Origin of the sequence: Streptomyces sp. NPDC000410 (genome assembly GCF_040300305.1) — a bacterium.
Classification (GTDB): domain Bacteria; phylum Actinomycetota; class Actinomycetes; order Streptomycetales; family Streptomycetaceae; genus Streptomyces.
In genome coordinates this window covers 589,051-610,592 of record NZ_JBEPDM010000001.1, presented here as the reverse complement: position 1 = coordinate 610,592, position 21,542 = coordinate 589,051, and the positions used below count along the sequence as shown (strand labels likewise).

Sequence of the window (21,542 nt, the reverse complement as noted above, 5' to 3'; positions counted from 1 at the left end):
AACCGATGAGCACCATTGACATCCTTTCGCCCGCTGGCGACAAGGCCGGGACCGTCGAGCTCCCCGCGGAGATCTTCGACGCCAAGGTCAGCGTTCCGCTGATCCACCAGGTCGTCGTCGCGCAGCTGGCCGCTGCCCGTCAGGGCACGCACAAGACCAAGACCCGCGGCGAAGTCCGTGGCGGTGGCAAGAAGCCTTACCGCCAGAAGGGCACCGGCCGCGCCCGTCAGGGTTCGACCCGCGCTCCGCAGTTCGCCGGCGGTGGCGTCGTCCACGGCCCCGTGCCGCGTGACTACTCGCAGCGGACCCCGAAGAAGATGAAGGCCGCCGCCCTGCGCGGTGCCCTCACCGACCGGGCCCGTCACTCCCGCATCCACGTCGTCTCCGGCGTGGTCGAGGGTGACGTCTCCACCAAGGCCGCCAAGACGCTGTTCGGCAAGATCTCGGAGCGCAAGAACCTGCTCCTGGTCGCCGACCGCGCCGACGAGGCCGCGTGGCTTTCCGCCCGCAACCTGCCCCAGGTGCACATCCTGGAGCCGGGCCAGCTGAACACGTACGACGTGCTCGTCTCCGACGACGTGGTCTTCACCCAGGCCGCCTTCGAGTCCTTCGTGTCTGGCCCCAAGGCCGCTGACAACGAGGGGAGCGAGGCCTGATGGCCGAGATCACCAGCAAGACCTTCACGGACCCGCGCGACGTTCTCGTCAAGCCGGTTGTCTCGGAGAAGAGCTACGCGCTGCTCGACGAGAACAAGTACACGTTCATCGTCGCGCCCACCGCCAACAAGACCCAGATCAAGCAGGCCGTCGAGGCGGTCTGGTCGGTCAAGGTCACCGGGGTGAACACGATCAACCGCCAGGGCAAGCGCAAGCGCACCAAGAGCGGTTTCGGCAAGCGCGCCAACACGAAGCGCGCCATCGTGACCCTCGCTGAGGGCGACCGTATCGACATCTTCGGCCAGGCCTCCTAACGGAGCGCCCTGGTCCGAATATCGGACGAGGACTGAGAAATGGGTATCCGCAAGTACAAGCCGACGACTCCGGGCCGTCGTGGCTCCAGCGTCGCCGACTTTGTCGAGATCACGCGGTCCACGCCGGAGAAGTCGCTGGTCCGCCCGCTGCACAGCAAGGGTGGCCGTAACAACCAGGGACGCATGACTGTCCGCCACCAGGGTGGCGGCCACAAGCGTGCGTACCGGGTGATCGACTTCCGCCGTCACGACAAGGACGGCGTCCCGGCCAAGGTCGCGCACATTGAGTACGACCCCAACCGCACCGCGCGCATCGCGCTCCTGCACTACGCGGACGGCGAGAAGCGCTACATCATCGCCCCGCGTGGCCTGAACCAGGGCGACCGGATTGAGAACGGCCCCGGTGCCGACATCAAGCCCGGCAACAACCTGGCGCTGCGCAACATCCCGGTCGGTACGACCATCCACGCCATCGAGCTGCGGCCCGGCGGCGGCGCGAAGTTCGCCCGTTCCGCGGGTGCCTCCGTGCAGCTGCTGGCGAAGGAGGGCACCATGGCCCACCTTCGTATGCCTTCCGGTGAGATCCGCCTGGTCGACGCGCGCTGCCGCGCCACCGTCGGCGAGGTCGGCAACGCCGAGCAGTCGAACATCAACTGGGGCAAGGCCGGCCGTATGCGCTGGAAGGGCATCCGCCCGACCGTGCGTGGTGTCGTGATGAACCCGGTCGACCACCCGCACGGTGGTGGCGAGGGCAAGACCTCCGGTGGTCGCCACCCGGTCTCGCCCTGGGGCAAGAAGGAAATGCGTACTCGTGATCGCAACAAGGCGAGCAACAAGTACATCGTCCGCCGCCGCAAGACGAACAAGAAGCGCTAGGAGCGGGTTTAGATGCCGCGCAGTCTCAAGAAGGGGCCCTTCGTCGACGACCACCTGATCAAGAAGGTGGACGTACAGAACGAGGCAGGCACCAAGAACGTCATCAAGACCTGGTCCCGTCGCTCGATGATCGTCCCGGCCATGCTGGGCCACACGATCGCGGTGCACAACGGCAAGACCCATGTCCCGGTGTTCGTCACCGAGTCCATGGTCGGCCACAAGCTCGGCGAGTTCTCGCCGACTCGCACCTTCCGCGGCCACGTCAAGGACGACCGGAAGTCGAAGCGCCGCTAATCGCGGGGTGGAAACGACTATGACTTACACCGAAGGGACAACCATGGAAGCCAGGGCCCAGGCGCGGTACATCCGCGTCACGCCCATGAAGGCCCGCCGCGTGGTGGACCTCATCCGTGGCATGGACGCCACGGAGGCTCAGGCGGTCCTGCGTTTCGCCCCGCAGGCCGCGAGCGTGCCGGTCGGCAAGGTGCTGGACAGCGCCATTGCCAACGCCGCGCACAACTACGACCACACGGACGCCTCTTCGCTGTTCATCAGCGAGGCGTACGTCGACGAGGGCCCGACCCTGAAGCGGTTCCGTCCGCGTGCCCAGGGCCGTGCCTACCGGATCCGCAAGCGGACCAGCCACATCACCGTGGTCGTCAGCAGCAAGGAAGGAACCCGGTAATGGGCCAGAAGGTAAACCCGCACGGGTTCCGGCTCGGCATCACCACGGACTTCAAGTCCCGGTGGTACGCCGACAAGCTGTACAAGGACTACGTCAAGGAAGACGTCGCCATCCGTCGGATGCTGACGCAGGGCATGGAGCGCGCCGGCATCTCGAAGGTGGAGATCGAGCGCACCCGTGACCGTGTCCGTGTGGACATCCACACGGCTCGTCCGGGCATCGTCATCGGCCGCCGCGGCGCGGAGGCCGACAAGATCCGTGGCCAGCTGGAGAAGCTGACCGGCAAGCAGGTCCAGCTGAACATCCTCGAGGTCAAGAACCCCGAGGTCGACGCTCAGCTGGTGGCCCAGGCCGTCGCCGAGCAGCTGTCCTCCCGCGTCTCCTTCCGTCGCGCCATGCGTAAGAGCATGCAGTCGGCGATGAAGGCGGGCGCCAAGGGCATCAAGATCCAGTGTGGTGGCCGTCTCGGCGGCGCCGAGATGTCCCGCTCGGAGTTCTACCGCGAGGGCCGTGTGCCGCTGCACACGCTCCGCGCGAACGTCGAGTACGGCTTCTTCGAGGCCAAGACCACCTTCGGCCGCATCGGCGTGAAGGTCTGGATCTACAAGGGCGACGTCAAGAACATCGCCGAGGTCCGCGCCGAGAACGCCGCTGCCCGCGCCGGCAACCGCCCGGCCCGTGGTGGCGCTGACCGCCCCGCCGGCCGTGGTGGCCGTGGTGGCGAGCGTGGCGGCCGCGGTCGCAAGCCGCAGCAGAGCGCTGCTGCCGAGGCCCCCAAGGCCGAGGCCGCTGCCCCTGCTCCGGCTGCTGAGAGCACCGGAACGGAGGCCTGACCGAAATGCTGATCCCCCGTAGGGTCAAGCACCGCAAGCAGCACCACCCGAAGCGCAGCGGTATGTCCAAGGGTGGCACGCAGGTTGCGTTCGGCGAGTACGGCATCCAGGCGCTGACCCCCGCGTACGTGACGAACCGTCAGATCGAGGCCGCTCGTATCGCGATGACCCGTCACATCAAGCGTGGCGGCAAGGTCTGGATCAACATCTACCCGGACCGTCCCCTGACGAAGAAGCCCGCCGAGACCCGCATGGGTTCCGGTAAGGGTTCCCCGGAGTGGTGGATCGCGAACGTCAAGCCCGGTCGGGTGATGTTCGAGCTGTCCTACCCGAACGAGAAGATTGCTCGTGAGGCGCTCACCCGCGCTGCTCACAAGCTTCCGATGAAGTGCCGGATCGTTCGGCGCGAGGCAGGTGAGTCGTGATGTCGGCCGGTACCAAGGCGTCCGAGCTGCGCGAGCTGGGCAACGAGGAGCTTGTCAACAAGCTTCGCGAGGCCAAGGAAGAGCTGTTCAACCTCCGCTTCCAGGCGGCGACCGGCCAGCTCGAGAACCACGGCCGGCTCAAGGCCGTCCGCAAGGACATCGCCCGGATCTACACCCTCATGCGTGAGCGTGAGCTCGGCATCGAGACGGTGGAGAACGCCTGATGAGCGAGAAGAACGTGACTGAGAAGACCGAAGAGCGCGGCTTCCGCAAGACCCGCGAGGGTCTGGTCGTCAGCGACAAGATGGACAAGACCGTCGTCGTCGCCGTCGAGGACCGTGTCAAGCACGCGCTGTACGGCAAGGTCATCCGCCGTACGAACAAGCTCAAGGCGCACGACGAGCAGAACGCTGCCGGCGTCGGCGACCGCGTCCTCATCATGGAGACGCGTCCGCTGTCGGCGACCAAGCGCTGGCGCATCGTCGAGATCCTCGAGAAGGCCAAGTAATTTTGCGGGGGGCTTCAGCCCCCCGCATGCCCCCCGCTGGGGGAACCCCATGGGGGCGAGTCCCCAGCACTAGTTCCGCCAGGCTCGGCGGGGTGTCCGCACGGGCACCCCGCCGGGAACCGGCAGACGATTCAGGAGATAGACGTGATCCAGCAGGAGTCGCGACTTCGCGTCGCCGACAACACTGGTGCCAAGGAGATCCTTTGCATCCGTGTTCTCGGTGGCTCGGGTCGCCGCTACGCGGGCATCGGTGACGTCATCGTCGCCACCGTCAAGGACGCGATCCCCGGTGGCAACGTGAAGAAGGGTGACGTCGTCAAGGCGGTCATCGTTCGCACCGTCAAGGAGCGCCGCCGCCAGGACGGCTCGTACATCCGCTTCGACGAGAACGCCGCTGTCATTCTCAAGAACGACGGCGACCCTCGCGGCACCCGTATCTTCGGCCCGGTCGGCCGTGAGCTGCGCGAGAAGAAGTTCATGAAGATCATCTCGCTCGCGCCGGAGGTGCTGTAAGCATGAAGATCAAGAAGGGCGACCTGGTCCAGGTCATCACCGGTAAGGACAAGGGCAAGCAGGGCAAGGTCATCGCGGCCTTCCCCCGCGAGGACCGTGTCCTGGTCGAGGGTGTCAACCGGGTCAAGAAGCACACGAAGGCCAACCAGCCGGGCCGTGCGTCGCAGGCCGGCGGCATCGTCACCACCGAGGCCCCCATCCACGTGAGCAACGTTCAGCTCGTCGTGGAGAAGGACGGCAAGAAGGTCGTGACCCGCGTCGGTTACCGCTTCGACGACGAGGGCAACAAGATCCGCGTTGCCAAGCGGACGGGTGAGGACATCTGATGGCTACCACCACCACTCCGCGTCTCAAGACGAAGTACCGCGAGGAGATCGCGGGCAAGCTGCGTGAGGAGTTCTCGTACGAGAACGTCATGCAGGTTCCCGGCCTCGTGAAGATCGTGGTCAACATGGGTGTGGGCGACGCCGCCCGCGACTCCAAGCTGATCGAGGGTGCCATCAAGGACCTCACCACGATCACCGGCCAGAAGCCGGCCGTCACCAAGGCCCGTAAGTCCATCGCGCAGTTCAAGCTGCGTGAGGGCCAGCCGATCGGTGCCCACGTCACGCTCCGTGGCGACCGCATGTGGGAGTTCCTGGACCGCACCCTGTCGCTCGCGCTCCCGCGCATCCGCGACTTCCGTGGTCTGTCCCCCAAGCAGTTCGACGGCCGTGGCAACTACACCTTCGGTCTCACGGAGCAGGTCATGTTCCACGAGATCGACCAGGACAAGATCGACCGTGTCCGGGGTATGGACATCACCGTGGTCACCACGGCGACCAACGACGCTGAGGGCCGCGCCCTTCTCCGTCACCTCGGCTTCCCGTTCAAGGAGGCGTAAGCGAGATGGCGAAGAAGGCTCTCATCGCGAAGGCTGCCCGCAAGCCCAAGTTCGGCGTGCGCGCGTACACCCGCTGCCAGCGCTGCGGTCGTCCGCACTCCGTCTACCGCAAGTTCGGCCTGTGCCGCGTGTGCCTTCGTGAGATGGCTCACCGTGGCGAGCTGCCGGGCGTGACCAAGAGCTCCTGGTAATTCCCGGTTTCACGGGAATTGCTGGAGTCTCTCGGTAAGCATCTGGTCGACGGGGGCCCTCTCCACATGCCGTAGGCTTGTGGGGTTGGGCGCCCGTCGCCCGTACGACTTACTACGCCGTAGGTCCCCGCGCCGCACCCGTCCCGCCCATGTGTGGGGAGAGGGATGGCGCATACAGGAAACCCCGGCGAGAGAGGCCGAAGGCCAATTCATGACCATGACTGATCCGATCGCAGACATGCTTACGCGTCTGCGGAACGCGAACTCGGCGTACCACGACTCCGTGACCATGCCGCACAGCAAGATCAAGTCGCACATCGCGGAGATCCTCCAGCAGGAGGGCTTCATCACGGGCTGGAAGGTCGAGGACGCCGAGGTCGGCAAGAACCTCGTTCTCGAGCTGAAGTTCGGCCCGAACCGTGAGCGCTCCATCGCGGGCATCAAGCGGATCTCCAAGCCCGGTCTCCGGGTGTACGCGAAGTCCACCAACCTGCCGAAGGTGCTCGGCGGCCTGGGCGTGGCCATCATCTCCACGTCCCACGGGCTCCTCACCGACAAGCAGGCCAGCAAGAAGGGTGTGGGCGGGGAAGTCCTCGCCTACGTCTGGTAGTCGGGAACGGAGGAGAAGAAACATGTCGCGTATCGGCAAGCTCCCCATCTCGGTTCCCGCCGGCGTGGATGTCACCATCGATGGCCGTACGGTCCAGGTGAAGGGCCCCAAGGGCACCCTGACCCACACCGTTGCCGCGCCGATCGAGATCGTTAAGGGTGAGGACGGCGTTCTGAACGTCACCCGCCCCAACGACGAGCGTCAGAACAAGGCCCTTCACGGCCTGTCCCGCACGCTGGTGGCCAACATGATCACCGGTGTGACCGCGGGGTACACCAAGGCGCTCGAGATCAGCGGTGTCGGTTACCGCGTTGCCGCGAAGGGCTCCAACCTGGAGTTCCAGCTCGGCTACAGCCACCCGATCCTGGTGGAGGCCCCCGAGGGGATCTCCTTCAAGGTCGAGTCGCCGACCAAGTTCTCGGTCGAGGGCATCGACAAGCAGAAGGTCGGCGAGGTCGCCGCCAACATCCGCAAGCTTCGCAAGCCCGACCCCTACAAGGCCAAGGGTGTGAAGTACGCGGGTGAGGTCATCCGCCGCAAGGTCGGAAAGGCTGGTAAGTAAGCCATGGCATACGGCGTGAAGATTGCCAAGGGCAAGGCCTACAAGGGCGCTGCTCTGAAGCGTCGCCACATCCGCATCCGCAAGAAGATCTCGGGTTCGGCGGAGCGTCCGCGTCTCGTCGTCACCCGGTCCAACCGCGGGATCACCGCTCAGGTCATCGACGACCTCAAGGGCCACACCGTGGCCTCGGCGTCGACCCTCGACGCGTCCATCCGCGGCGGCGAAGGCGACAAGTCGGCGAAGGCGAAGCAGGTCGGCCAGCTCGTGGCCGAGCGTGCCAAGGCCGCCGGCGTCGAGAGTGTCGTGTTCGACCGTGGCGGCAACAGGTACGCCGGGCGCATCGCCGCCCTTGCGGACGCCGCCCGCGAAGCCGGTCTGAAGTTCTGAGCCGGTTCCGTAGCTCAGCGGAAAACGAAGAGAGGTAATTCCAATGGCTGGACCCCAGCGCCGCGGAAGCGGTGCCGGTGGCGGCGAGCGGCGGGACCGGAAGGGCCGTGACGGCGGCGCAGCTGCCGCCGAGAAGACCGCTTACGTTGAGCGCGTTGTCGCGATCAACCGTGTCGCCAAGGTTGTGAAGGGTGGTCGTCGCTTCAGCTTCACCGCGCTGGTCGTGGTGGGCGACGGTGACGGCACCGTGGGTGTCGGTTACGGCAAGGCCAAGGAGGTGCCGGCCGCCATCGCCAAGGGTGTGGAGGAGGCCAAGAAGCACTTCTTCAAGGTCCCCCGTATCCAGGGCACCATCCCGCACCCGATCCAGGGTGAGAAGGCCGCGGGCGTCGTCCTGCTCAAGCCGGCTTCCCCCGGTACCGGTGTTATCGCCGGTGGCCCGGTGCGTGCCGTGCTCGAGTGCGCCGGCGTTCACGACATCCTGTCGAAGTCCCTGGGCTCCGACAACGCGATCAACATCGTGCACGCGACCGTGGCGGCCCTGAAGGGTCTGCAGCGTCCCGAGGAGATCGCGGCTCGCCGTGGTCTGCCGCTCGAGGACGTCGCTCCCGCCGCCCTGCTCCGTGCGCGTGCCGGGGCGGGTGCGTAATGGCTCGCCTCAAGATCACGCAGACGAAGTCGTACATCGGCAGCAAGCAGAACCACCGCGACACCCTGCGTTCGCTCGGGCTCAAGCGCCTGAACGACGTGGTCGTCAAGGAGGACCGCCCCGAGTTCCGCGGCATGGTGCACACCGTCCGCCACCTCGTGACGGTTGAGGAGGTCGACTGATCATGGCGGAGAACAACCCGCTCAAGATCCACAACCTCCGTCCCGCCCCGGGCGCCAAGACCGCCAAGACCCGTGTGGGTCGTGGTGAGGCGTCCAAGGGTAAGACGGCCGGTCGTGGTACCAAGGGTACGAAGGCCCGCTACCAGGTTCCGGAGCGCTTCGAGGGTGGGCAGATGCCCCTCCACATGCGTCTTCCGAAGCTGAAGGGCTTCAAGAACCCGTTCCGCACCGAGTACCAGGTCGTGAACCTGGACAAGCTGGCCGCGCTCTACCCGCAGGGTGGCGAGGTCACGGTGGCCGACCTGGTCGCCAAGGGTGCGGTGCGCAAGAACAGCCTCGTCAAGGTCCTGGGCCAGGGCGAGATCTCCGTGGCGCTGCAGGTTTCGGTTGACGCCGTCTCCGGCTCCGCCAAGGAGAAGATCGCCGCCGCCGGCGGCACCGTCACCGAGCTCGTCTGAGACGACTCGATGGCTTGAACATCAACCGGGGATGCCCACGCAAATGGGGCATCCCCGGTTGGTCGTTCCAAGGGGAGCATGTCCGCCGGTAAGGTGGCGTGCGTTGTTGCTGTACTTAACTGCTGTACTTATACCTATTCGTCGAACCTCAAGACCGTCACCTCTGACGCAGTAGCGCGGGGGTCGCAGGAGGCACCGTGCTCACCGCGTTCGCCCGGGCGTTCAAGACGCCCGACCTGCGCAAGAAGCTGCTCTTCACGCTCGGCATCATCGTGCTGTACCGGGTCGGGGCACACATCCCCGTTCCCGGCGTCAGCTACGAGAACGTGCAGATCTGTGTGGACCAGGCCTCGAAGGGCAACAACAGCCTCTTCGGTCTCGTCAACATGTTCAGCGGCGGTGCGCTGCTGCAGATCACGATCTTCGCGCTCGGCATCATGCCGTACATCACGGCGAGCATCATCCTGCAGCTGCTGACCGTGGTCATTCCGCGCCTGGAGGCCCTCAAGAAGGAGGGCCAGTCCGGCACGGCGAAGATCACGCAGTACACGCGTTACCTCACGGTCGCCCTGGCCGTGCTTCAGGGCACCGGTCTGGTGGCCACCGCCCGCAGCGGTGCGCTGTTCAGCGGCTGCCCGGTCGCCAGCGAGATCGTCCCCGACCAGTCGATCTTCGTGACGGCCACCATGGTGATCACCATGACCGCCGGTACGGCCGTGGTCATGTGGCTCGGCGAGCTGATCACGGACCGCGGTATCGGCAACGGCATGTCCATCCTGATGTTCATCTCCATCGCCGCCGGCTTCCCCGGCGCGCTGTGGGCCATCAAGGAGAGCGGCAAGCTCGCCAAGGGCTGGATCGAGTTCGGCACGGTCATCCTGATCGGCTTCGTGATGGTGGCGCTCGTCGTCTTCGTCGAGCAGGCCCAGCGCCGGATCCCCGTGCAGTACGCGAAGCGCATGATCGGCCGTAGGTCGTACGGCGGTACGTCCACGTACATCCCGCTGAAGGTGAACCAGGCGGGTGTGATTCCTGTCATCTTCGCGTCGTCGCTGCTCTACATCCCGGCCTTGATCGCCCAGTTCTCGAACTCCACCGCAGGGTGGAAAACCTGGATCGAATCGCACTTCGTCACTGGTGACCACCCGTACTACATCACCGTGTACTTCTTCCTGATCGTGTTCTTCGCCTTCTTCTATGTGGCGATCTCGTTCAACCCCGAGGAAGTCGCGGACAACATGAAGAAGTATGGTGGCTTCATCCCGGGTATCCGGGCTGGTCGACCTACCGCCGAGTATCTGAGCTACGTGCTCAACCGGATCACCTGGCCGGGCTCGCTGTACTTGGGTCTGATCGCTCTTGTGCCGACGATGGCGTTGGCGGGCTTCGGTGGTGCGAACCAGAACTTCCCGTTCGGTGGCACCAGCATCCTCATCATCGTGGGTGTCGGTCTCGAGACCGTGAAGCAGATCGAGAGCCAGCTCCAGCAGCGCAATTACGAAGGGTTCCTCCGCTGATGCGAATCGTCCTCGTCGGACCGCCCGGTGCCGGCAAGGGAACGCAGGCCGCGTACCTCGCCAAGAACCTGTCGATCCCGCACATCTCCACGGGCGACCTGTTCCGCGCCAACATCAGCCAGGGCACCGAGCTCGGCCTGCAGGCGAAGGCGTACATGGACGCCGGCAACCTGGTGCCGGACGAGGTCACCATCGGGATGGCCCGGGACCGCATGGCCCAGCCGGACGCCGAGAACGGCTTCCTGCTGGACGGCTTCCCGCGCAACGTCTCCCAGGCCGAGGCGCTCGACGCGGCCCTGGCGGCGGATGGTGTACGGCTCGACGCGGTGCTGGACCTGGAGGTCCCCGAGGACGAGGTCGTCAAGCGCATCGCCGGCCGCCGGATCTGCCGCAACGACAGCTCGCACGTCTTCCACGTGGCGTACAACGCGCCGAAGGCGGAGAGCGTCTGCGACGCCTGCGGTGGCGAGCTGTACCAGCGCGACGACGACTCCGAGGAGACCGTCCGCCGGCGGCTCGAGGTCTACCACACGCAGACCGAGCCGATCATCGACCACTACAAGGCCCAGGGCCTGCTGGTGACGATCTCCGCGCTCGGCAAGGTGGACGAGGTCACCGAGCGGGCCATGGAGGCTCTGCAGGGCGAGCGGGCGGCCTGAGCTCCCGCGCCGCTCTCGCGGAGCGCTCGCCGAGGCGCTTGCGCGCCGCGGGACCAACTCAATCGATGGCTGACGTGCGATACGGCCGCGGTGTCCGGGAGGGCACCGCGGCCGTATCGTTGATGTGCCGACTACACGATCATGAAAGGCGCGAGCCGCAATGGTGCAGATCAAGACCCCCGAGCAGATCGCGAAGATGCGCGAGGCGGGACTGGTCGTCGCCGCCATCCACGCGGCAACCCGTGAGGCCGCCGTCCCCGGCGCCACCACCCGGGACCTGGACGAGGTCTCCCGCAGGGTGATCGCCGAACACGGCGCCAAGTCGAACTTCCTCGGGTACGGCGGTTTCCCCGCCACCATCTGCACCTCGGTCAACGAGGTCGTGGTCCACGGCATCCCGGACGACAAGACCGTCCTCAAGGACGGCGACATCATCTCCATCGACGCCGGCGCGATCGTCGACGGCTGGCACGGGGACGCGGCGTACACGGTGTTCGTGGGCGACGGTCACGCCCCGGAGCTGATCGAGCTCTCCCGGGTGACCGAGGAGTCCATGTGGGCCGGTATCGCCGCCATGAAGAACGGCAACCGCCTCGTCGACATCTCGCGGGCCATCGAGACGTACATCCGCCGCCAGCCGAAGCCGGGCGGCGGCAAGTACGGAATCATCGAGGAGTACGGCGGCCACGGCATCGGCACCGAGATGCACATGGACCCGCACCTGCTGAACTACGTCACGCGCAAGCGCGGCAAGGGCCCGAAGCTGGTCCCCGGCTTCTGCCTGGCCATCGAGCCGATGGTGTCCCTCGGCACCCCCCACACCGAGGTCCTCGCCGACGAGTGGACCGTCATCACGACGGACGGCACGTGGTCGTCCCACTGGGAGCACTCGGTCGCGCTGACGGAGGAGGGTCCGCTGGTGCTGACTGCTCCCGACGGGGGCCGGGCGAAGCTCGCGGAGCTCGGCGTCACGGCCGCCCCCGACCCCCTGGCGTAACGATCACGGACGTGGGGCAAACTTTCCGGATTCGTCTTTTCCACAGGCCTGACGTAGACTGATGCGTCGGCTCTCGTGTACCCGTGTGTCCGCATGCGGAGGCGAGAGTCGATCAAGGTAGCCGATTCGAAAGGCGAAGCGTGGCCAAGAAGCAAGGTGCCATCGAAATCGAGGGCACCGTGATCGAGTCCCTGCCGAACGCCATGTTCAAGGTAGAGCTCCAGAACGGTCACAAGGTCCTCGCGCACATCTCCGGCAAGATGCGGATGCACTACATCCGTATCCTCCCGGACGACCGGGTCGTCGTGGAGCTGTCTCCGTACGACCTGACGCGTGGCCGGATCGTCTACCGGTACAAGTAGATCTTGTCCCCCTCCGCTTCGGCGGGGCGGTGGCACTGACCCGGAGAACCTCACATCCCATGAAGGTCAAGCCGAGCGTCAAGAAGATCTGCGACAAGTGCAAGGTGATCCGCCGTCACGGCCGGGTCATGGTCATCTGCGACAACCTGCGCCACAAGCAGCGCCAGGGCTGACGCACGCCGACCGACCTGCAATTTCGCAGTTCTTCGCGCGACGCAAGTAATACGTACATACGCAGAGCCCGCCCAGCCCGCAAGGGTCGGCGGCACCTCCGGCGGGGGCCGGGGACCCGGTCCGTACCTCATACGGCGGCCGGGAGCGGCTTTGTGGAAGACCCCCGAACACACAGGAGCCATTGAATGGCACGCGTTTCCGGTGTCGACATCCCGCGCGAAAAGCGTGTGGAGATCGCACTCACCTACGTCTTCGGTATCGGGCGCACCCGGTCCAAGGAGATCCTCGCCTCCACCGGCGTGAACCCGAACACCCGCGTTCGTGACCTGGCCGAAGAGGACCTCGTCAAGATCCGCGAGTACGTGGACGCCAACCTCCGCACCGAGGGTGACCTCCGCCGCGAGATCCAGGGCGACATCCGCCGCAAGATCGAGATCCAGTGCTACCAGGGCATCCGCCACCGTCGCGGCCTGCCGGTCCACGGTCAGCGCACCAGCACGAACGCTCGTACCCGCAAGGGCCCGCGTCGCGCCATCGCCGGTAAGAAGAAGCCGGGCAAGAAGTAGTCCACAGCGGACGCTGCGGGTTTTCGGGGGACGACCCCCGAGTTCCCGCACAGCCAGCGGTCTTCGCTGTAGGACCGACCACCTCCCTCTCCCCAGCTGGAGTTAAGACATGCCCCCCAAGGGACGTCAGGGCGCTGCCAAGAAGGTGCGCCGCAAGGAAAAGAAGAACGTCGCTCACGGCCACGCGCACATCAAGAGCACGTTCAACAACACCATCGTTTCGATCACCGACCCCACGGGCAACGTGATCTCCTGGGCCTCCGCCGGCCACGTCGGCTTCAAGGGCTCGCGCAAGTCCACCCCGTTCGCCGCGCAGATGGCTGCCGAGTCGGCCGCGCGTCGGGCGCAGGAGCACGGCATGCGCAAGGTCGACGTCTTCGTCAAGGGTCCGGGCTCCGGCCGTGAGACCGCGATCCGTTCCCTCCAGGCCACCGGCCTCGAGGTGGGCTCGATCCAGGACGTGACGCCGACGCCGCACAACGGCTGCCGTCCGCCCAAGCGCCGTCGCGTCTGACGCTTCGCGCCTTTGAACGTCCGGGCGGTACGGCTCCTTCGGGCCGTGCCGCCCGTACCCTTGTAGTACCTGTCGGGCGTCAAATAGTGGGCGTCCACGACTGAAGGAAAAACACCATGCTGATCGCTCAGCGTCCTTCGCTGACCGAAGAGGTCGTCGACGAGTACCGCTCGCGGTTCGTCATCGAGCCGCTGGAGCCGGGCTTCGGCTACACCCTCGGCAACTCCCTCCGCCGTACGCTCCTCTCCTCGATCCCGGGCGCCGCTGTCACGTCCATCCGGATCGACGGTGTCCTGCACGAGTTCACCACCGTGCCGGGCGTCAAGGAGGACGTCACCGACCTCATCCTGAACATCAAGCAGCTGGTCGTCTCCTCGGAGCACGACGAGCCGGTCGTGATGTACCTGCGCAAGCAGGGCCCGGGTCTGGTCACCGCCGCCGACATCGCGCCCCCGGCCGGTGTCGAGGTCCACAACCCCGACCTGGTCCTCGCCACGCTCAACGGCAAGGGCAAGCTGGAGATGGAGCTGACCGTCGAGCGCGGTCGCGGCTACGTCTCCGCCGTGCAGAACAAGCAGGTGGGCCAGGAGATCGGCCGTATTCCGGTCGACTCCATCTACTCGCCGGTGCTCAAGGTCACGTACAAGGTCGAGGCGACCCGTGTCGAGCAGCGCACCGACTTCGACAAGCTGATCGTCGACGTCGAGACCAAGCAGGCCATGCGTCCGCGTGACGCCATGGCGTCGGCCGGTAAGACCCTGGTCGAGCTGTTCGGTCTGGCGCGCGAGCTCAACATCGACGCCGAGGGCATCGACATGGGCCCGTCGCCGACGGACGCGGCCCTGGCCGCCGACCTGGCGCTGCCGATCGAGGAGCTGGAGCTCACGGTCCGCTCGTACAACTGCCTCAAGCGCGAGGGCATCCACTCCGTGGGTGAGCTCGTGGCTCGTTCCGAGGCCGACCTGCTCGACATCCGCAACTTCGGTGCGAAGTCGATCGACGAGGTCAAGGCGAAGCTGGCCGGCATGGGCCTGGCCCTCAAGGACAGCCCGCCCGGATTCGACCCGACGGCCGCGGCCGACGCCTTCGGCGCCGACGACGACGCGGACGCGGGCTTCGTCGAGACCGAGCAGTACTAAGAGATTGTCGGGGGGCTCACGCCCCCCGAACCCCCTGATGAAACACGCGGGGGTGAACGACGTCCCCGGCACCGCCGGGGGGTGCGCGAGGGGCGAAGCCCCTCGTACAGGCTGACACCGGTACCTGACACGGCCGGTGCAGATCACAAGGAGAAACACCATGCCGAAGCCCGCCAAGGGTGCCCGTCTGGGCGGCAGCGCCGCGCACGAGAAGCTGCTTCTCGCGAACCTCGCGAAGTCGCTGTTCGAGCACGGCCGCATCACCACGACCGAGGCCAAGGCCCGCCGCCTGCGTCCGGTCGCCGAGCGTCTGATCACGAAGGCGAAGAAGGGCGACATCCACAACCGTCGCCTGGTGCTGCAGACGATCACGGACAAGGGCGTCGTCCACACGCTCTTCACCGAGATCGCTCCGCGCTACGCCGAGCGTCCGGGTGGCTACACCCGGATCACCAAGATCGGCAACCGTCGTGGCGACAACGCCCCGATGGCCGTGATCGAGCTCGTCGAGGGCGAGATCGCGAAGAAGGCGACCGTCGCCGAGGCCGAGGCCGCCACCAAGCGTGCGGTCAAGGAGTCCGACGAGGCCAAGGCCGCTGAGGCCGAGGTCGTCGAGGACGCCAAGCCGGCCGACGAGGCCAAGGACGCCTGAGCGTTCTGACGGCTGATGGAAGGGCCCGTTCCCCTCACGGGGGACGGGCCCGTTCCGTAGGTAGAAGAGGATGGACGCGTGAGCGACGACGTGAAGCCCGGCTTCGTACGGGTGCGGCTGGACCTGTCGTACGACGGGAAGGACTTCTCCGGCTGGGCCAAGCAGGCCCGCGGGCAGCGGACCGTACAGGGCGAGATCGAGGACGCCATCCGCACGGTGACGCGGTCCTCCGAGACGTACGAGCTGACCGTCGCCGGGCGTACGGACGCGGGTGTGCACGCGCGGGGGCAGGTCGCGCACGTCGATCTGCCGCAGGGTGTGTGGGACGAGCACCGGGAGAAGCTGCTGCGGCGGCTCGCCGGGCGGCTCGCGCACGACGTGCGGGTGTGGAAGGCCGAGGAGGCCCCGCCCGGCTTCAACGCGCGTTTCTCCGCGATCTGGCGGCGCTACGCCTACCGGGTCACCGACCACCCCGGCGGTGTCGACCCCCTGCTGCGCGGCCACGTGCTGTGGCACGACTGGCCGCTGGACATCGACGCGATGAACGCCGCCGCCCGCGATCTGCTCGGGGAGCATGACTTCGCGGCGTACTGCAAGAAGCGCGAGGGCGCGACCACGATCCGCACGCTCCAGGAGCTGCGCTGGGAGCGCGGCGCGGACGGGATCCTCACCGCGACCGTGAAGGCCGACGCCTTCTGCCACAACATGGTGCGTTCGCTGGTGGGCGCGATGCTCTTCGTCGGCGACGGGCACCGTCAGGCGGACTGGCCGGGCAAGGTGCTGGCGGCCGGAGTGCGGGACTCCGCCGTGCATGTCGTACGGCCGCACGGGCTGACCCTGGAGGAGGTCGGGTACCCGGCCGACGACCTGCTGGCCGCGCGCAACCTGGAGGCCCGGAACAAGCGGTCGCTGCCGGGCCGAGGGTGCTGCTGACTCCCAGCTCTTAGTATTTTCGGGTTAACCGCGGATCTTGCTCGGTCAGCCGCCGCCGCAGGTCCCGGCTCCCGACTTAGGTTTCCCAGCACGCCGCCTCGTTCCGGTGCGAGGCGGACGGTCGGGAGATCTGACAATGAGTTCAATCGAGGCCGCCCGTACGACGCTCCTGCCGATGGAGGTCGAGGCCAGGGCCGAGGCCGCGGGCACGGCCGGACCACCCGGTCTGCTGCCGGTGCCGCCGTCGGACGAGGAGAGGTATTCCTACGCCAGGCGCCACCTCTGGGTGCTGACGGTCAGTTCGCTGATCAGCGTCACCTGCCTGGTGGTGAGTCAGTTCAGGCTCGCCGCCTCCACACCCCTGCTGTGGATCTTCGCGCCACTGCTGATGTTCAGCGTGGTCTATTACATGATCTCGCTCCGGGTGAACTCGTTCACCAGTGACTTCGACGTCGAAGGCCATCGGCGGCTCGTGCGCGAATGGCGGCCCGAGACGTATCCGTCGGTTGACGTCTTCCTGCCGGTGTGCGGCGAGCCCATCGAGGTGCTGCGCAACACCTGGACACACGTACGAGCGCTCGCGGACCGCTACCCCGGCGTCTGTGAGCCGTTCGTCCTCGATGACTCGGACTGCCCCGAACTGCGTGCCATGGCCGAGGACTTCGGCTTCCGCTACGGCTGCCGGCCGAACCGCGGCTGGTTCAAGAAGGCCGGCAACCTCCACTACGGCTTCGGCCGCACCGAGGGTACGTACGTCCTCATCCTCGACGCCGACTTCGCGCCGCGCGCCGATCTGCTGGAGGAGCTGCTCCCGTACCTGGAGGCGGACGAGCGGACCGCCATCGTCCAGTCCCCGCAGTTCTTCCGCGTGCTGAATGCCCAGAACTGGATCGAGCGCGGCGCCGGAGCCGTACAGGAGCTGTTCTACCGGGCCGTCCAGGTCTCCCGGCAACGCAACGGCGGCGCCATCTGCGTCGGCAGCTGCGCCGTCTACCGGCGCGCCGCGCTGGAGGAGAACGGCGGCACCACACTGATCGGGCACTCGGAGGACGTGCACACCGGTTTCGATCTGCGGCGCCTCGGCTGGGACCTGCGCTATGTACCGGTCGCTCTGTCGACGGGGGTGTGCCCGGACAGCGCCGGTGCCTTCTTCCACCAGCAGTACCGCTGGTGCGCGGGCTCCATGAGCCTGCTGAGCAGCAAGAAGTTCTGGCAGGCCAGACTCAGGTTGGCCAGCAGGCTCTGCTACATCTCCGGCTTCCTCTACTACATCCACACGGCCGTGTTCACCTTCGCCGCGCCCATCATCCCGATCGCGCTGCTGCTGGCGTTCCCCGACCAGCCCAGGGTCCAGTACTTCTGGCTGGTGTTGCCCAGCATCATCTACACGACGGTCGTCTTCCCGATGTGGCACCGGGTTCCGTACTGCCTGGAGGCATGGGCCGTCCGCATGATGTACGGCTGGGCGCACATGTTCGCCATCTGGGACATCCTGCGCAAGCAGGAGATGGGCTGGCAGGCCACGGGATCCTCCGGTACCAAACGGAACCGGACGAGACGGTTCTGGATCGGCCTGTGGGTGTGGGGCGGCGGCACCGCTGTGCTGTGGGTCGGCGCGGCGTTCTGGCGGATGTTCACGCTGAACCCGGTCGACTTCGTGCTGCTCCTGTCCTCCGGGCTCTTCTACGCGCTGATCGTCGCGCGGGCCCTGGTGCAGCCCCGGGCGTACGGGGCGGAGGCCGCCCGATGACGGCCACAGAGACTCCCGTTCAGGCCGCCCGCCCCCTTCCCCCGGTGCCGGAGGCGGCCTGGAGCGCGGCGGGTTCCCCGCGGCGCACCTGGGCCTTCCGGGCCGTCCTGCTCTGTGTGCTGGGCCTCCAGGCGGCCCTGTCGCTCCGGCTGGAGCGGACCGCCTCCCCGGACGAGGCCCTCTGGCTGAGTGCCGGACACGCGCAGGTGGACGGCGCCGCCGTGGGCGCGGCGGCCCTGGCCGCGCTCGCCGACGACGCGTTCGGGCTGACCGGTGCCCGCCTGCTGAGCCTGTGCTTCATGCTCGGCGCCACGAGCCTGCTGTACGCGCTGACCCGGCGGCTGTTCAGCGAGCGGGTGGCGATCGGCGCCGCCGCGCTGTTCGCCGTCACCCAGTCCGCGATCGTGCTCGGCGGCCTCGCCACCCACGACCCGGTGGCGGTCTTCCTGCTCGCCCTCGCGGCCTGGGCCGTCGTCCGCACCGACCGGGCACCCCTGGCCGCGGTGCTGTTCGCAGCCCCGGCCGCGGTCTTGGCGGTCGGTGTCGAGCACGCGTCCGCGCTGTACCTGCCCACGCTGGTCCTGCTCGCCGCGATGGTGTCCTGGCGGCACCACGGGCGCCTGAGCGTCCTGCGGGCCGTGCTGCTCACGGTGGCGCTGGCCGGGCCGCTGGCCGCCGGGCTGTACGGCGCCGGCTTCGCGCCCCAGCCGCCGGTGGAGTCGGCCTGGGAGCCGGCCTGGTGGAGCGCTCCGGTCGTCGCGACCGCGTGCGGCGGGGCCCTCGCGTACGCGCTGCGCGCCCGGATGAACGAATGGCCGCCTGCCCTGCGCTTCGGCGATCCCGGCCGTACCTGGCGGGTGCTGCTCGGCGTACTGCTGTGCGGTACGGCCCTGATCGCCCCGGTCTGCCAGCTCCAGCCGGGAGCCGGGCTGCTGTTCGCCGCGCCCATGGCCGGTATCGGGCTGACCAGGCTCACCGGCGCGCACTTCCGCCATCCGCAGATGGCCTGCCTCCTGTGGGTGGTCCTGCTCTGCCTGGGGATGGTCCGCTCGGCCGAGCGGTTCTCCTCCTGGCCCGACGCGAGCGGCCGCGACGAGGTGGTCAGGGAGCAGGCCCCGAAGAGCAACGCCGCGTTCCGGTCGCCGGGCGCTGTGCCGAACGGCTCCGGCGACGGCCGGGGCGCCTACCGGATCTGGGTGAATCGATGAACTCCAAGGCCGTGTCGCGGGACGCGGGCGACGTCATGCGCGGACCGCTCCCGTACTTCCTGCTGCCCATGGCCGCCGCGCTGGCCGCCATCCTGCCCGGCATCGGGCGGCGCCAGCTGTGGGGCGACGAGCACGCCACCTGGTGGGCGTCCTCGCTCTCGTTCCCGGACCTGGGGCGTCTGACCGAGCACGTCGACGCGGTGTTCACCCCGTTCTACGCCCTGATGCACGGCTGGAGCGCGGTCGCCGGCACCTCACCGGCCGCCCTGCGGCTTCCCGGAGGGCTGGCCATGGCGGTGTCGGCGGGTCTGGTGGGGCTGATCGGGCGGCGGTTGTTCACCCCGCGCACGGGCCTGGTGGCGGGGCTGCTCTTCGCCCTGGTCCCGATGGTCACGCGGTACGGACAGGAGGCGCGCCCGTACGCCTTCGCGATGCTCTTCGCCCTGCTCGCCACGCTGTTGCTGCTGCGCGCGCTGGAGCGGCCGACCTTCAAGGGCTGGACGCTCTACGCCGTGGCGATCTCCCTGACCGGCTTCAGCCATCTGGTCGCGCTGTGCGTGCTGGCGGTTCATGTCCTGCCCGTGCTGCGGGCCAGACGCGACGGCGACACCGTCGCGCACTGGGCGTTCGGCTGCGCCGCCCTGATGGGCACGTCCACGGTCGTCCCGATGATGGTCAGGGGGTTCGGGCAGTCCGGCCAGATCGCCTGGATCCAGGCGACGACGGACGACCTGGCCCGGTACCCGCTGGAGCTGTTCGGGTCCTGGTTCGTGGGGGCGGTGGTGATGGGCCTCGCGGTGGTGGGCCTGTTCACCGCCGGTCGCACGGCGCCCCTGCTCGCCGTCTGGGCCGTACTGCCGCCGGTGCTGACCTTCGTCACCACCGACGCGCTCCACCTGTTCCTGCCCCGGTACCTGCTGTTCACCGTCCCGGCCTGGGTGCTCCTCGCGGCGGCCGGTGCGGTCAGGTGCGCGGACGCGCTGACCGGCGCCGGGCGCCGGGGCGTGTGGTGGCGGGCCCGCGGCGCGCTCCTGGTGACCGGAGCGGCGGCCGGGTACGTCCTGCTGGTGCTGCCCGCCGTCGAGGCGGCCAGTCAGGACCTCCCGCACGAGCCCGACTACGCGGGCGTGGCACGGGTCGTGACCGCGGGACAGCGCCCCGGCGACGGAATCGTCTACCAGGGCGCCACCAGGGATCTGCGGCTCGCCCTCAACTACGAACTACGCGAGGGCGCCCGGCCCAGGGACGTGCTGGTGTGGCAGACGCCCCAGCGCAGGGGCTGGTACTCGGCGGCCGAGTGCTACCGGCCCGAGGACTGTCTGGGCGTCAGCGGCCGCCTGTGGCTGGTGACGAGCAAGGAGGGCGGCACGCCCGGCACCGCGAGGACGGGCACGGCGGCGGTGCTGGGCGAACGGTTCACGGTGGTCCGCACCGAGCGGCTGCGCGAGGTGACCGTCCAACTGCTGAGCCGCCGGGCTCACTGATTCTCGGCCGCCGCCGACGCCTGCATCTCGCCGCGCGCGATGATCTGACGGAACGTGAATTCCGCCAGGTCGTCGCCCGGCTGGAACGCCTTGGTGTCGCCCTTGGTGACGGACTTTCCGTTGAGGTACCCCGTCGCGGTGAAGTAGGCGTACCGGCCGTAGGAGTTGCCGACGAAGCGGCACACCGGTCCGCCCTTGCAGAAGCCCGCGACGCCGGAGCCGGAGAGCGGGGCGACGTTCTTGACCGACCGGCCGACGGCCGCCTGCGCCTTGGCCTCCGTCGGGAAGACCGCGACACCGACGGTGACGGCCACGCCGTCCTTGGTGTACGTGGCCCGGATGACCTGGTCGCAGCCGTTCGCGGTGAGGGCCGCGCCGAGCGCGCCCTGGGTGGCGGAGGCGCAGTTCGTGGTGCGGGCGGTGGGGCCCTTGCTGTAGCTACGGCCCGCCATCGTCACCTGCTTGCCCGGGAAGAGGGTGTCGGCGCTGAGCGGCGCCTTGTCCTTCTTCTCGTCGGAGATGAACTCCTTCGGGTTCGGCGGGGGCGGCGGCGCCACCGAGGAGAACGAGGGCTCGGGCTGGGTGGTCTCGTTCGGCAGCTCGGGGGCGGTGGGCAGCTCACTGGCGTTCTTGCCCGCCGACCGGCCGTTGTCCTTGTTCATGGTGACCACGGCCGTCGCCACGATCGCGGCGACCACGGCCGTCGCGAGCGCGCCGCCGCCGATCATCACCCACCGCTTGCGGCGGGTGCGCGCGGCGGAGGCGTCGGCGAGCGCGGCCCAGTCAGGCGTGTGCGACTGCTGTGCGTGTTGGTGCGGCTCCTGCGGCCACTGGGGTCCCCCAAAGCTCATGCCG

33 protein-coding genes are annotated in these 21,542 nt (G+C 67.8%); 32 read left to right on the top strand and 1 reads right to left on the bottom strand.

Annotated features, from left to right (window positions below; genetic code table 11):
- The first annotated feature begins 5 nt into the window (after positions 1-5).
- The 32 genes from rplD to ABT342_RS02665 all read left to right on the top strand — a co-directional run bounded on the left by rplD (position 6) and on the right by ABT342_RS02665 (position 20,687).
- A complete protein-coding gene (rplD, locus tag ABT342_RS02820; RefSeq protein WP_351565963.1) occupies positions 6-656 on the top strand; it encodes a 50S ribosomal protein L4 in 651 nt (216 codons plus the stop codon).
- The gene (gene rplW, locus ABT342_RS02815) at positions 656-970 is read left to right on the top strand and encodes a 50S ribosomal protein L23 (RefSeq protein WP_351565961.1); all 315 of its coding nucleotides are present in this window, start codon (positions 656-658) and stop codon (positions 968-970) included. Before rplD ends, rplW begins: the two co-directional genes overlap by 1 nt.
- A 39-nt stretch (positions 971-1,009) precedes the next feature.
- A complete protein-coding gene (gene rplB / locus ABT342_RS02810; protein ID WP_351565959.1) occupies positions 1,010-1,846 on the top strand; it encodes a 50S ribosomal protein L2 in 837 nt (278 codons plus the stop codon).
- Positions 1,847-1,858: 12 nt separating this feature from the next.
- A complete protein-coding gene (gene rpsS / locus ABT342_RS02805) occupies positions 1,859-2,140 on the top strand; it encodes a 30S ribosomal protein S19 (RefSeq protein WP_003956461.1) in 282 nt (93 codons plus the stop codon).
- A 43-nt stretch (positions 2,141-2,183) separates the two neighbouring features.
- Entirely contained in the window at positions 2,184-2,531 is a 348-nt protein-coding gene (rplV, locus tag ABT342_RS02800) for a 50S ribosomal protein L22 (protein WP_009327087.1), read from the top strand.
- Positions 2,531-3,364 (top strand): 30S ribosomal protein S3, encoded by an 834-nt coding sequence (rpsC, locus tag ABT342_RS02795; protein ID WP_351565956.1) that lies wholly within the window; start codon positions 2,531-2,533, stop codon positions 3,362-3,364. The genes rplV and rpsC overlap by 1 nt, the downstream gene beginning before the upstream one ends.
- A gap of 5 nt (positions 3,365-3,369) precedes the next feature.
- Entirely contained in the window at positions 3,370-3,789 is a 420-nt protein-coding gene (gene rplP / locus ABT342_RS02790; protein ID WP_014047785.1) for a 50S ribosomal protein L16, read from the top strand.
- A complete protein-coding gene (gene rpmC / locus ABT342_RS02785; RefSeq protein WP_351565954.1) occupies positions 3,789-4,013 on the top strand; it encodes a 50S ribosomal protein L29 in 225 nt (74 codons plus the stop codon). The genes rplP and rpmC overlap by 1 nt, the downstream gene beginning before the upstream one ends.
- Positions 4,013-4,297, top strand: a complete 285-nt coding sequence (rpsQ, locus tag ABT342_RS02780) for a 30S ribosomal protein S17 (protein WP_351565951.1) — start codon at positions 4,013-4,015, stop codon at positions 4,295-4,297. The genes rpmC and rpsQ overlap by 1 nt, the downstream gene beginning before the upstream one ends.
- Positions 4,298-4,441: 144 nt before the next feature.
- Complete coding sequence (gene rplN, locus ABT342_RS02775) at positions 4,442-4,810, top strand: 50S ribosomal protein L14 (RefSeq protein WP_003956455.1); 369 nt, start codon at positions 4,442-4,444, stop codon at positions 4,808-4,810.
- Between the two features lie 2 nt (positions 4,811-4,812).
- Positions 4,813-5,136, top strand: coding sequence for a 50S ribosomal protein L24 (gene rplX, locus ABT342_RS02770; protein ID WP_351226551.1), 324 nt, complete (start codon positions 4,813-4,815; stop codon positions 5,134-5,136).
- Positions 5,136-5,693: a 50S ribosomal protein L5 gene (gene rplE / locus ABT342_RS02765; protein ID WP_153486744.1), complete on the top strand. Its 558-nt coding sequence runs from the start codon at positions 5,136-5,138 to the stop codon at positions 5,691-5,693. The genes rplX and rplE overlap by 1 nt, the downstream gene beginning before the upstream one ends.
- A gap of 5 nt (positions 5,694-5,698) precedes the next feature.
- Positions 5,699-5,884 (top strand): type Z 30S ribosomal protein S14, encoded by a 186-nt coding sequence (locus tag ABT342_RS02760; protein ID WP_003956452.1) that lies wholly within the window; start codon positions 5,699-5,701, stop codon positions 5,882-5,884.
- A gap of 211 nt (positions 5,885-6,095) precedes the next feature.
- Positions 6,096-6,494 (top strand): 30S ribosomal protein S8, encoded by a 399-nt coding sequence (gene rpsH / locus ABT342_RS02755; RefSeq protein ID WP_017949652.1) that lies wholly within the window; start codon positions 6,096-6,098, stop codon positions 6,492-6,494.
- Positions 6,495-6,516: 22 nt separating this feature from the next.
- Entirely contained in the window at positions 6,517-7,056 is a 540-nt protein-coding gene (gene rplF, locus ABT342_RS02750; protein WP_351565946.1) for a 50S ribosomal protein L6, read from the top strand.
- 3 nt (positions 7,057-7,059) lie between these two features.
- On the top strand, positions 7,060-7,443 hold the full coding sequence (rplR, locus tag ABT342_RS02745; RefSeq protein ID WP_351565943.1) for a 50S ribosomal protein L18: 384 nt from the start codon (positions 7,060-7,062) through the stop codon (positions 7,441-7,443).
- Between the two features lie 43 nt (positions 7,444-7,486).
- The gene (rpsE, locus tag ABT342_RS02740; RefSeq protein ID WP_005313527.1) at positions 7,487-8,092 is read left to right on the top strand and encodes a 30S ribosomal protein S5; all 606 of its coding nucleotides are present in this window, start codon (positions 7,487-7,489) and stop codon (positions 8,090-8,092) included.
- Positions 8,092-8,274, top strand: a complete 183-nt coding sequence (gene rpmD / locus ABT342_RS02735; RefSeq protein WP_005313525.1) for a 50S ribosomal protein L30 — start codon at positions 8,092-8,094, stop codon at positions 8,272-8,274. The genes rpsE and rpmD overlap by 1 nt, the downstream gene beginning before the upstream one ends.
- Before the next feature lie 2 nt (positions 8,275-8,276).
- On the top strand, positions 8,277-8,732 hold the full coding sequence (gene rplO / locus ABT342_RS02730) for a 50S ribosomal protein L15 (RefSeq protein ID WP_351226540.1): 456 nt from the start codon (positions 8,277-8,279) through the stop codon (positions 8,730-8,732).
- A gap of 197 nt (positions 8,733-8,929) precedes the next feature.
- Positions 8,930-10,249: a preprotein translocase subunit SecY gene (gene secY / locus ABT342_RS02725; RefSeq protein WP_351565938.1), complete on the top strand. Its 1,320-nt coding sequence runs from the start codon at positions 8,930-8,932 to the stop codon at positions 10,247-10,249.
- Positions 10,249-10,908, top strand: coding sequence for an adenylate kinase (locus ABT342_RS02720; protein WP_351565935.1), 660 nt, complete (start codon positions 10,249-10,251; stop codon positions 10,906-10,908). The genes secY and ABT342_RS02720 overlap by 1 nt, the downstream gene beginning before the upstream one ends.
- A 160-nt stretch (positions 10,909-11,068) precedes the next feature.
- Positions 11,069-11,905 (top strand): type I methionyl aminopeptidase, encoded by an 837-nt coding sequence (gene map, locus ABT342_RS02715; protein WP_351565933.1) that lies wholly within the window; start codon positions 11,069-11,071, stop codon positions 11,903-11,905.
- 140 nt (positions 11,906-12,045) lie between these two features.
- The gene (gene infA, locus ABT342_RS02710; protein WP_003956442.1) at positions 12,046-12,267 is read left to right on the top strand and encodes a translation initiation factor IF-1; all 222 of its coding nucleotides are present in this window, start codon (positions 12,046-12,048) and stop codon (positions 12,265-12,267) included.
- A 59-nt stretch (positions 12,268-12,326) separates the two neighbouring features.
- Complete coding sequence (gene rpmJ / locus ABT342_RS02705; protein WP_003956441.1) at positions 12,327-12,440, top strand: 50S ribosomal protein L36; 114 nt, start codon at positions 12,327-12,329, stop codon at positions 12,438-12,440.
- A gap of 186 nt (positions 12,441-12,626) precedes the next feature.
- Positions 12,627-13,007 carry a 30S ribosomal protein S13 gene (rpsM, locus tag ABT342_RS02700; RefSeq protein WP_007265919.1) on the top strand — a complete coding sequence of 127 codons (381 nt, stop codon included), beginning with the start codon at positions 12,627-12,629 and terminating at the stop codon, positions 13,005-13,007.
- Positions 13,008-13,116: 109 nt separating this feature from the next.
- On the top strand, positions 13,117-13,521 hold the full coding sequence (gene rpsK, locus ABT342_RS02695) for a 30S ribosomal protein S11 (protein WP_003948617.1): 405 nt from the start codon (positions 13,117-13,119) through the stop codon (positions 13,519-13,521).
- 116 nt (positions 13,522-13,637) lie between these two features.
- On the top strand, positions 13,638-14,660 hold the full coding sequence (locus ABT342_RS02690) for a DNA-directed RNA polymerase subunit alpha (RefSeq protein ID WP_003956430.1): 1,023 nt from the start codon (positions 13,638-13,640) through the stop codon (positions 14,658-14,660).
- Between the two features lie 160 nt (positions 14,661-14,820).
- The gene (gene rplQ, locus ABT342_RS02685; protein ID WP_351565928.1) at positions 14,821-15,312 is read left to right on the top strand and encodes a 50S ribosomal protein L17; all 492 of its coding nucleotides are present in this window, start codon (positions 14,821-14,823) and stop codon (positions 15,310-15,312) included.
- Between the two features lie 78 nt (positions 15,313-15,390).
- Positions 15,391-16,245, top strand: a complete 855-nt coding sequence (gene truA, locus ABT342_RS02680) for a tRNA pseudouridine(38-40) synthase TruA (RefSeq protein WP_351565925.1) — start codon at positions 15,391-15,393, stop codon at positions 16,243-16,245.
- A gap of 325 nt (positions 16,246-16,570) precedes the next feature.
- Positions 16,571-17,995, top strand: a complete 1,425-nt coding sequence (locus tag ABT342_RS02675; protein WP_502965448.1) for a glycosyltransferase family 2 protein — start codon at positions 16,571-16,573, stop codon at positions 17,993-17,995.
- Positions 17,992-19,203, top strand: coding sequence for an ArnT family glycosyltransferase (locus tag ABT342_RS02670; protein WP_351565920.1), 1,212 nt, complete (start codon positions 17,992-17,994; stop codon positions 19,201-19,203). The genes ABT342_RS02675 and ABT342_RS02670 overlap by 4 nt, the downstream gene beginning before the upstream one ends.
- Entirely contained in the window at positions 19,200-20,687 is a 1,488-nt protein-coding gene (locus tag ABT342_RS02665; RefSeq protein WP_351565917.1) for a glycosyltransferase family 39 protein, read from the top strand. The genes ABT342_RS02670 and ABT342_RS02665 overlap by 4 nt, the downstream gene beginning before the upstream one ends.
- On the opposite strand, the gene ABT342_RS02660 is transcribed toward ABT342_RS02665, so the two are convergent.
- Positions 20,681-21,538: a hypothetical protein gene (locus tag ABT342_RS02660; protein ID WP_351565914.1), complete on the bottom strand. Its 858-nt coding sequence runs from the start codon at positions 21,536-21,538 to the stop codon at positions 20,681-20,683. The genes ABT342_RS02665 and ABT342_RS02660 overlap by 7 nt on opposite strands.
- Positions 21,539-21,542 lie beyond the last annotated feature (4 nt).

Coding starts and splice junctions, on each gene's coding strand:
- rplD (WP_351565963.1), top strand. CDS start 6: ATGAGCACCATTGACATCCTTTCGCCCGCTGGCGACAAGGCCGGGACC.
- rpsM (WP_007265919.1), top strand. CDS start 12,627: ATGGCACGCGTTTCCGGTGTCGACATCCCGCGCGAAAAGCGTGTGGAG.
- rpmJ (WP_003956441.1), top strand. CDS start 12,327: ATGAAGGTCAAGCCGAGCGTCAAGAAGATCTGCGACAAGTGCAAGGTG.
- rpmD (WP_005313525.1), top strand. CDS start 8,092: ATGGCTCGCCTCAAGATCACGCAGACGAAGTCGTACATCGGCAGCAAG.
- map (WP_351565933.1), top strand. CDS start 11,069: ATGGTGCAGATCAAGACCCCCGAGCAGATCGCGAAGATGCGCGAGGCG.
- rpsH (WP_017949652.1), top strand. CDS start 6,096: ATGACCATGACTGATCCGATCGCAGACATGCTTACGCGTCTGCGGAAC.
- ABT342_RS02670 (WP_351565920.1), top strand. CDS start 17,992: ATGACGGCCACAGAGACTCCCGTTCAGGCCGCCCGCCCCCTTCCCCCG.
- rpsQ (WP_351565951.1), top strand. CDS start 4,013: ATGAGCGAGAAGAACGTGACTGAGAAGACCGAAGAGCGCGGCTTCCGC.
- rplO (WP_351226540.1), top strand. CDS start 8,277: ATGGCGGAGAACAACCCGCTCAAGATCCACAACCTCCGTCCCGCCCCG.
- ABT342_RS02665 (WP_351565917.1), top strand. CDS start 19,200: ATGAACTCCAAGGCCGTGTCGCGGGACGCGGGCGACGTCATGCGCGGA.
- rplP (WP_014047785.1), top strand. CDS start 3,370: ATGCTGATCCCCCGTAGGGTCAAGCACCGCAAGCAGCACCACCCGAAG.
- rplR (WP_351565943.1), top strand. CDS start 7,060: ATGGCATACGGCGTGAAGATTGCCAAGGGCAAGGCCTACAAGGGCGCT.
- rplW (WP_351565961.1), top strand. CDS start 656: ATGGCCGAGATCACCAGCAAGACCTTCACGGACCCGCGCGACGTTCTC.
- rpmC (WP_351565954.1), top strand. CDS start 3,789: ATGTCGGCCGGTACCAAGGCGTCCGAGCTGCGCGAGCTGGGCAACGAG.
- rplX (WP_351226551.1), top strand. CDS start 4,813: ATGAAGATCAAGAAGGGCGACCTGGTCCAGGTCATCACCGGTAAGGAC.
- rplE (WP_153486744.1), top strand. CDS start 5,136: ATGGCTACCACCACCACTCCGCGTCTCAAGACGAAGTACCGCGAGGAG.
- ABT342_RS02760 (WP_003956452.1), top strand. CDS start 5,699: ATGGCGAAGAAGGCTCTCATCGCGAAGGCTGCCCGCAAGCCCAAGTTC.
- rplQ (WP_351565928.1), top strand. CDS start 14,821: ATGCCGAAGCCCGCCAAGGGTGCCCGTCTGGGCGGCAGCGCCGCGCAC.
- ABT342_RS02720 (WP_351565935.1), top strand. CDS start 10,249: ATGCGAATCGTCCTCGTCGGACCGCCCGGTGCCGGCAAGGGAACGCAG.
- rplB (WP_351565959.1), top strand. CDS start 1,010: ATGGGTATCCGCAAGTACAAGCCGACGACTCCGGGCCGTCGTGGCTCC.
- rpsC (WP_351565956.1), top strand. CDS start 2,531: ATGGGCCAGAAGGTAAACCCGCACGGGTTCCGGCTCGGCATCACCACG.
- rpsS (WP_003956461.1), top strand. CDS start 1,859: ATGCCGCGCAGTCTCAAGAAGGGGCCCTTCGTCGACGACCACCTGATC.
- rpsE (WP_005313527.1), top strand. CDS start 7,487: ATGGCTGGACCCCAGCGCCGCGGAAGCGGTGCCGGTGGCGGCGAGCGG.
- ABT342_RS02660 (WP_351565914.1), bottom strand. CDS start 21,538: ATGAGCTTTGGGGGACCCCAGTGGCCGCAGGAGCCGCACCAACACGCA.
- ABT342_RS02690 (WP_003956430.1), top strand. CDS start 13,638: ATGCTGATCGCTCAGCGTCCTTCGCTGACCGAAGAGGTCGTCGACGAG.
- rplF (WP_351565946.1), top strand. CDS start 6,517: ATGTCGCGTATCGGCAAGCTCCCCATCTCGGTTCCCGCCGGCGTGGAT.
- rpsK (WP_003948617.1), top strand. CDS start 13,117: ATGCCCCCCAAGGGACGTCAGGGCGCTGCCAAGAAGGTGCGCCGCAAG.
- rplV (WP_009327087.1), top strand. CDS start 2,184: ATGGAAGCCAGGGCCCAGGCGCGGTACATCCGCGTCACGCCCATGAAG.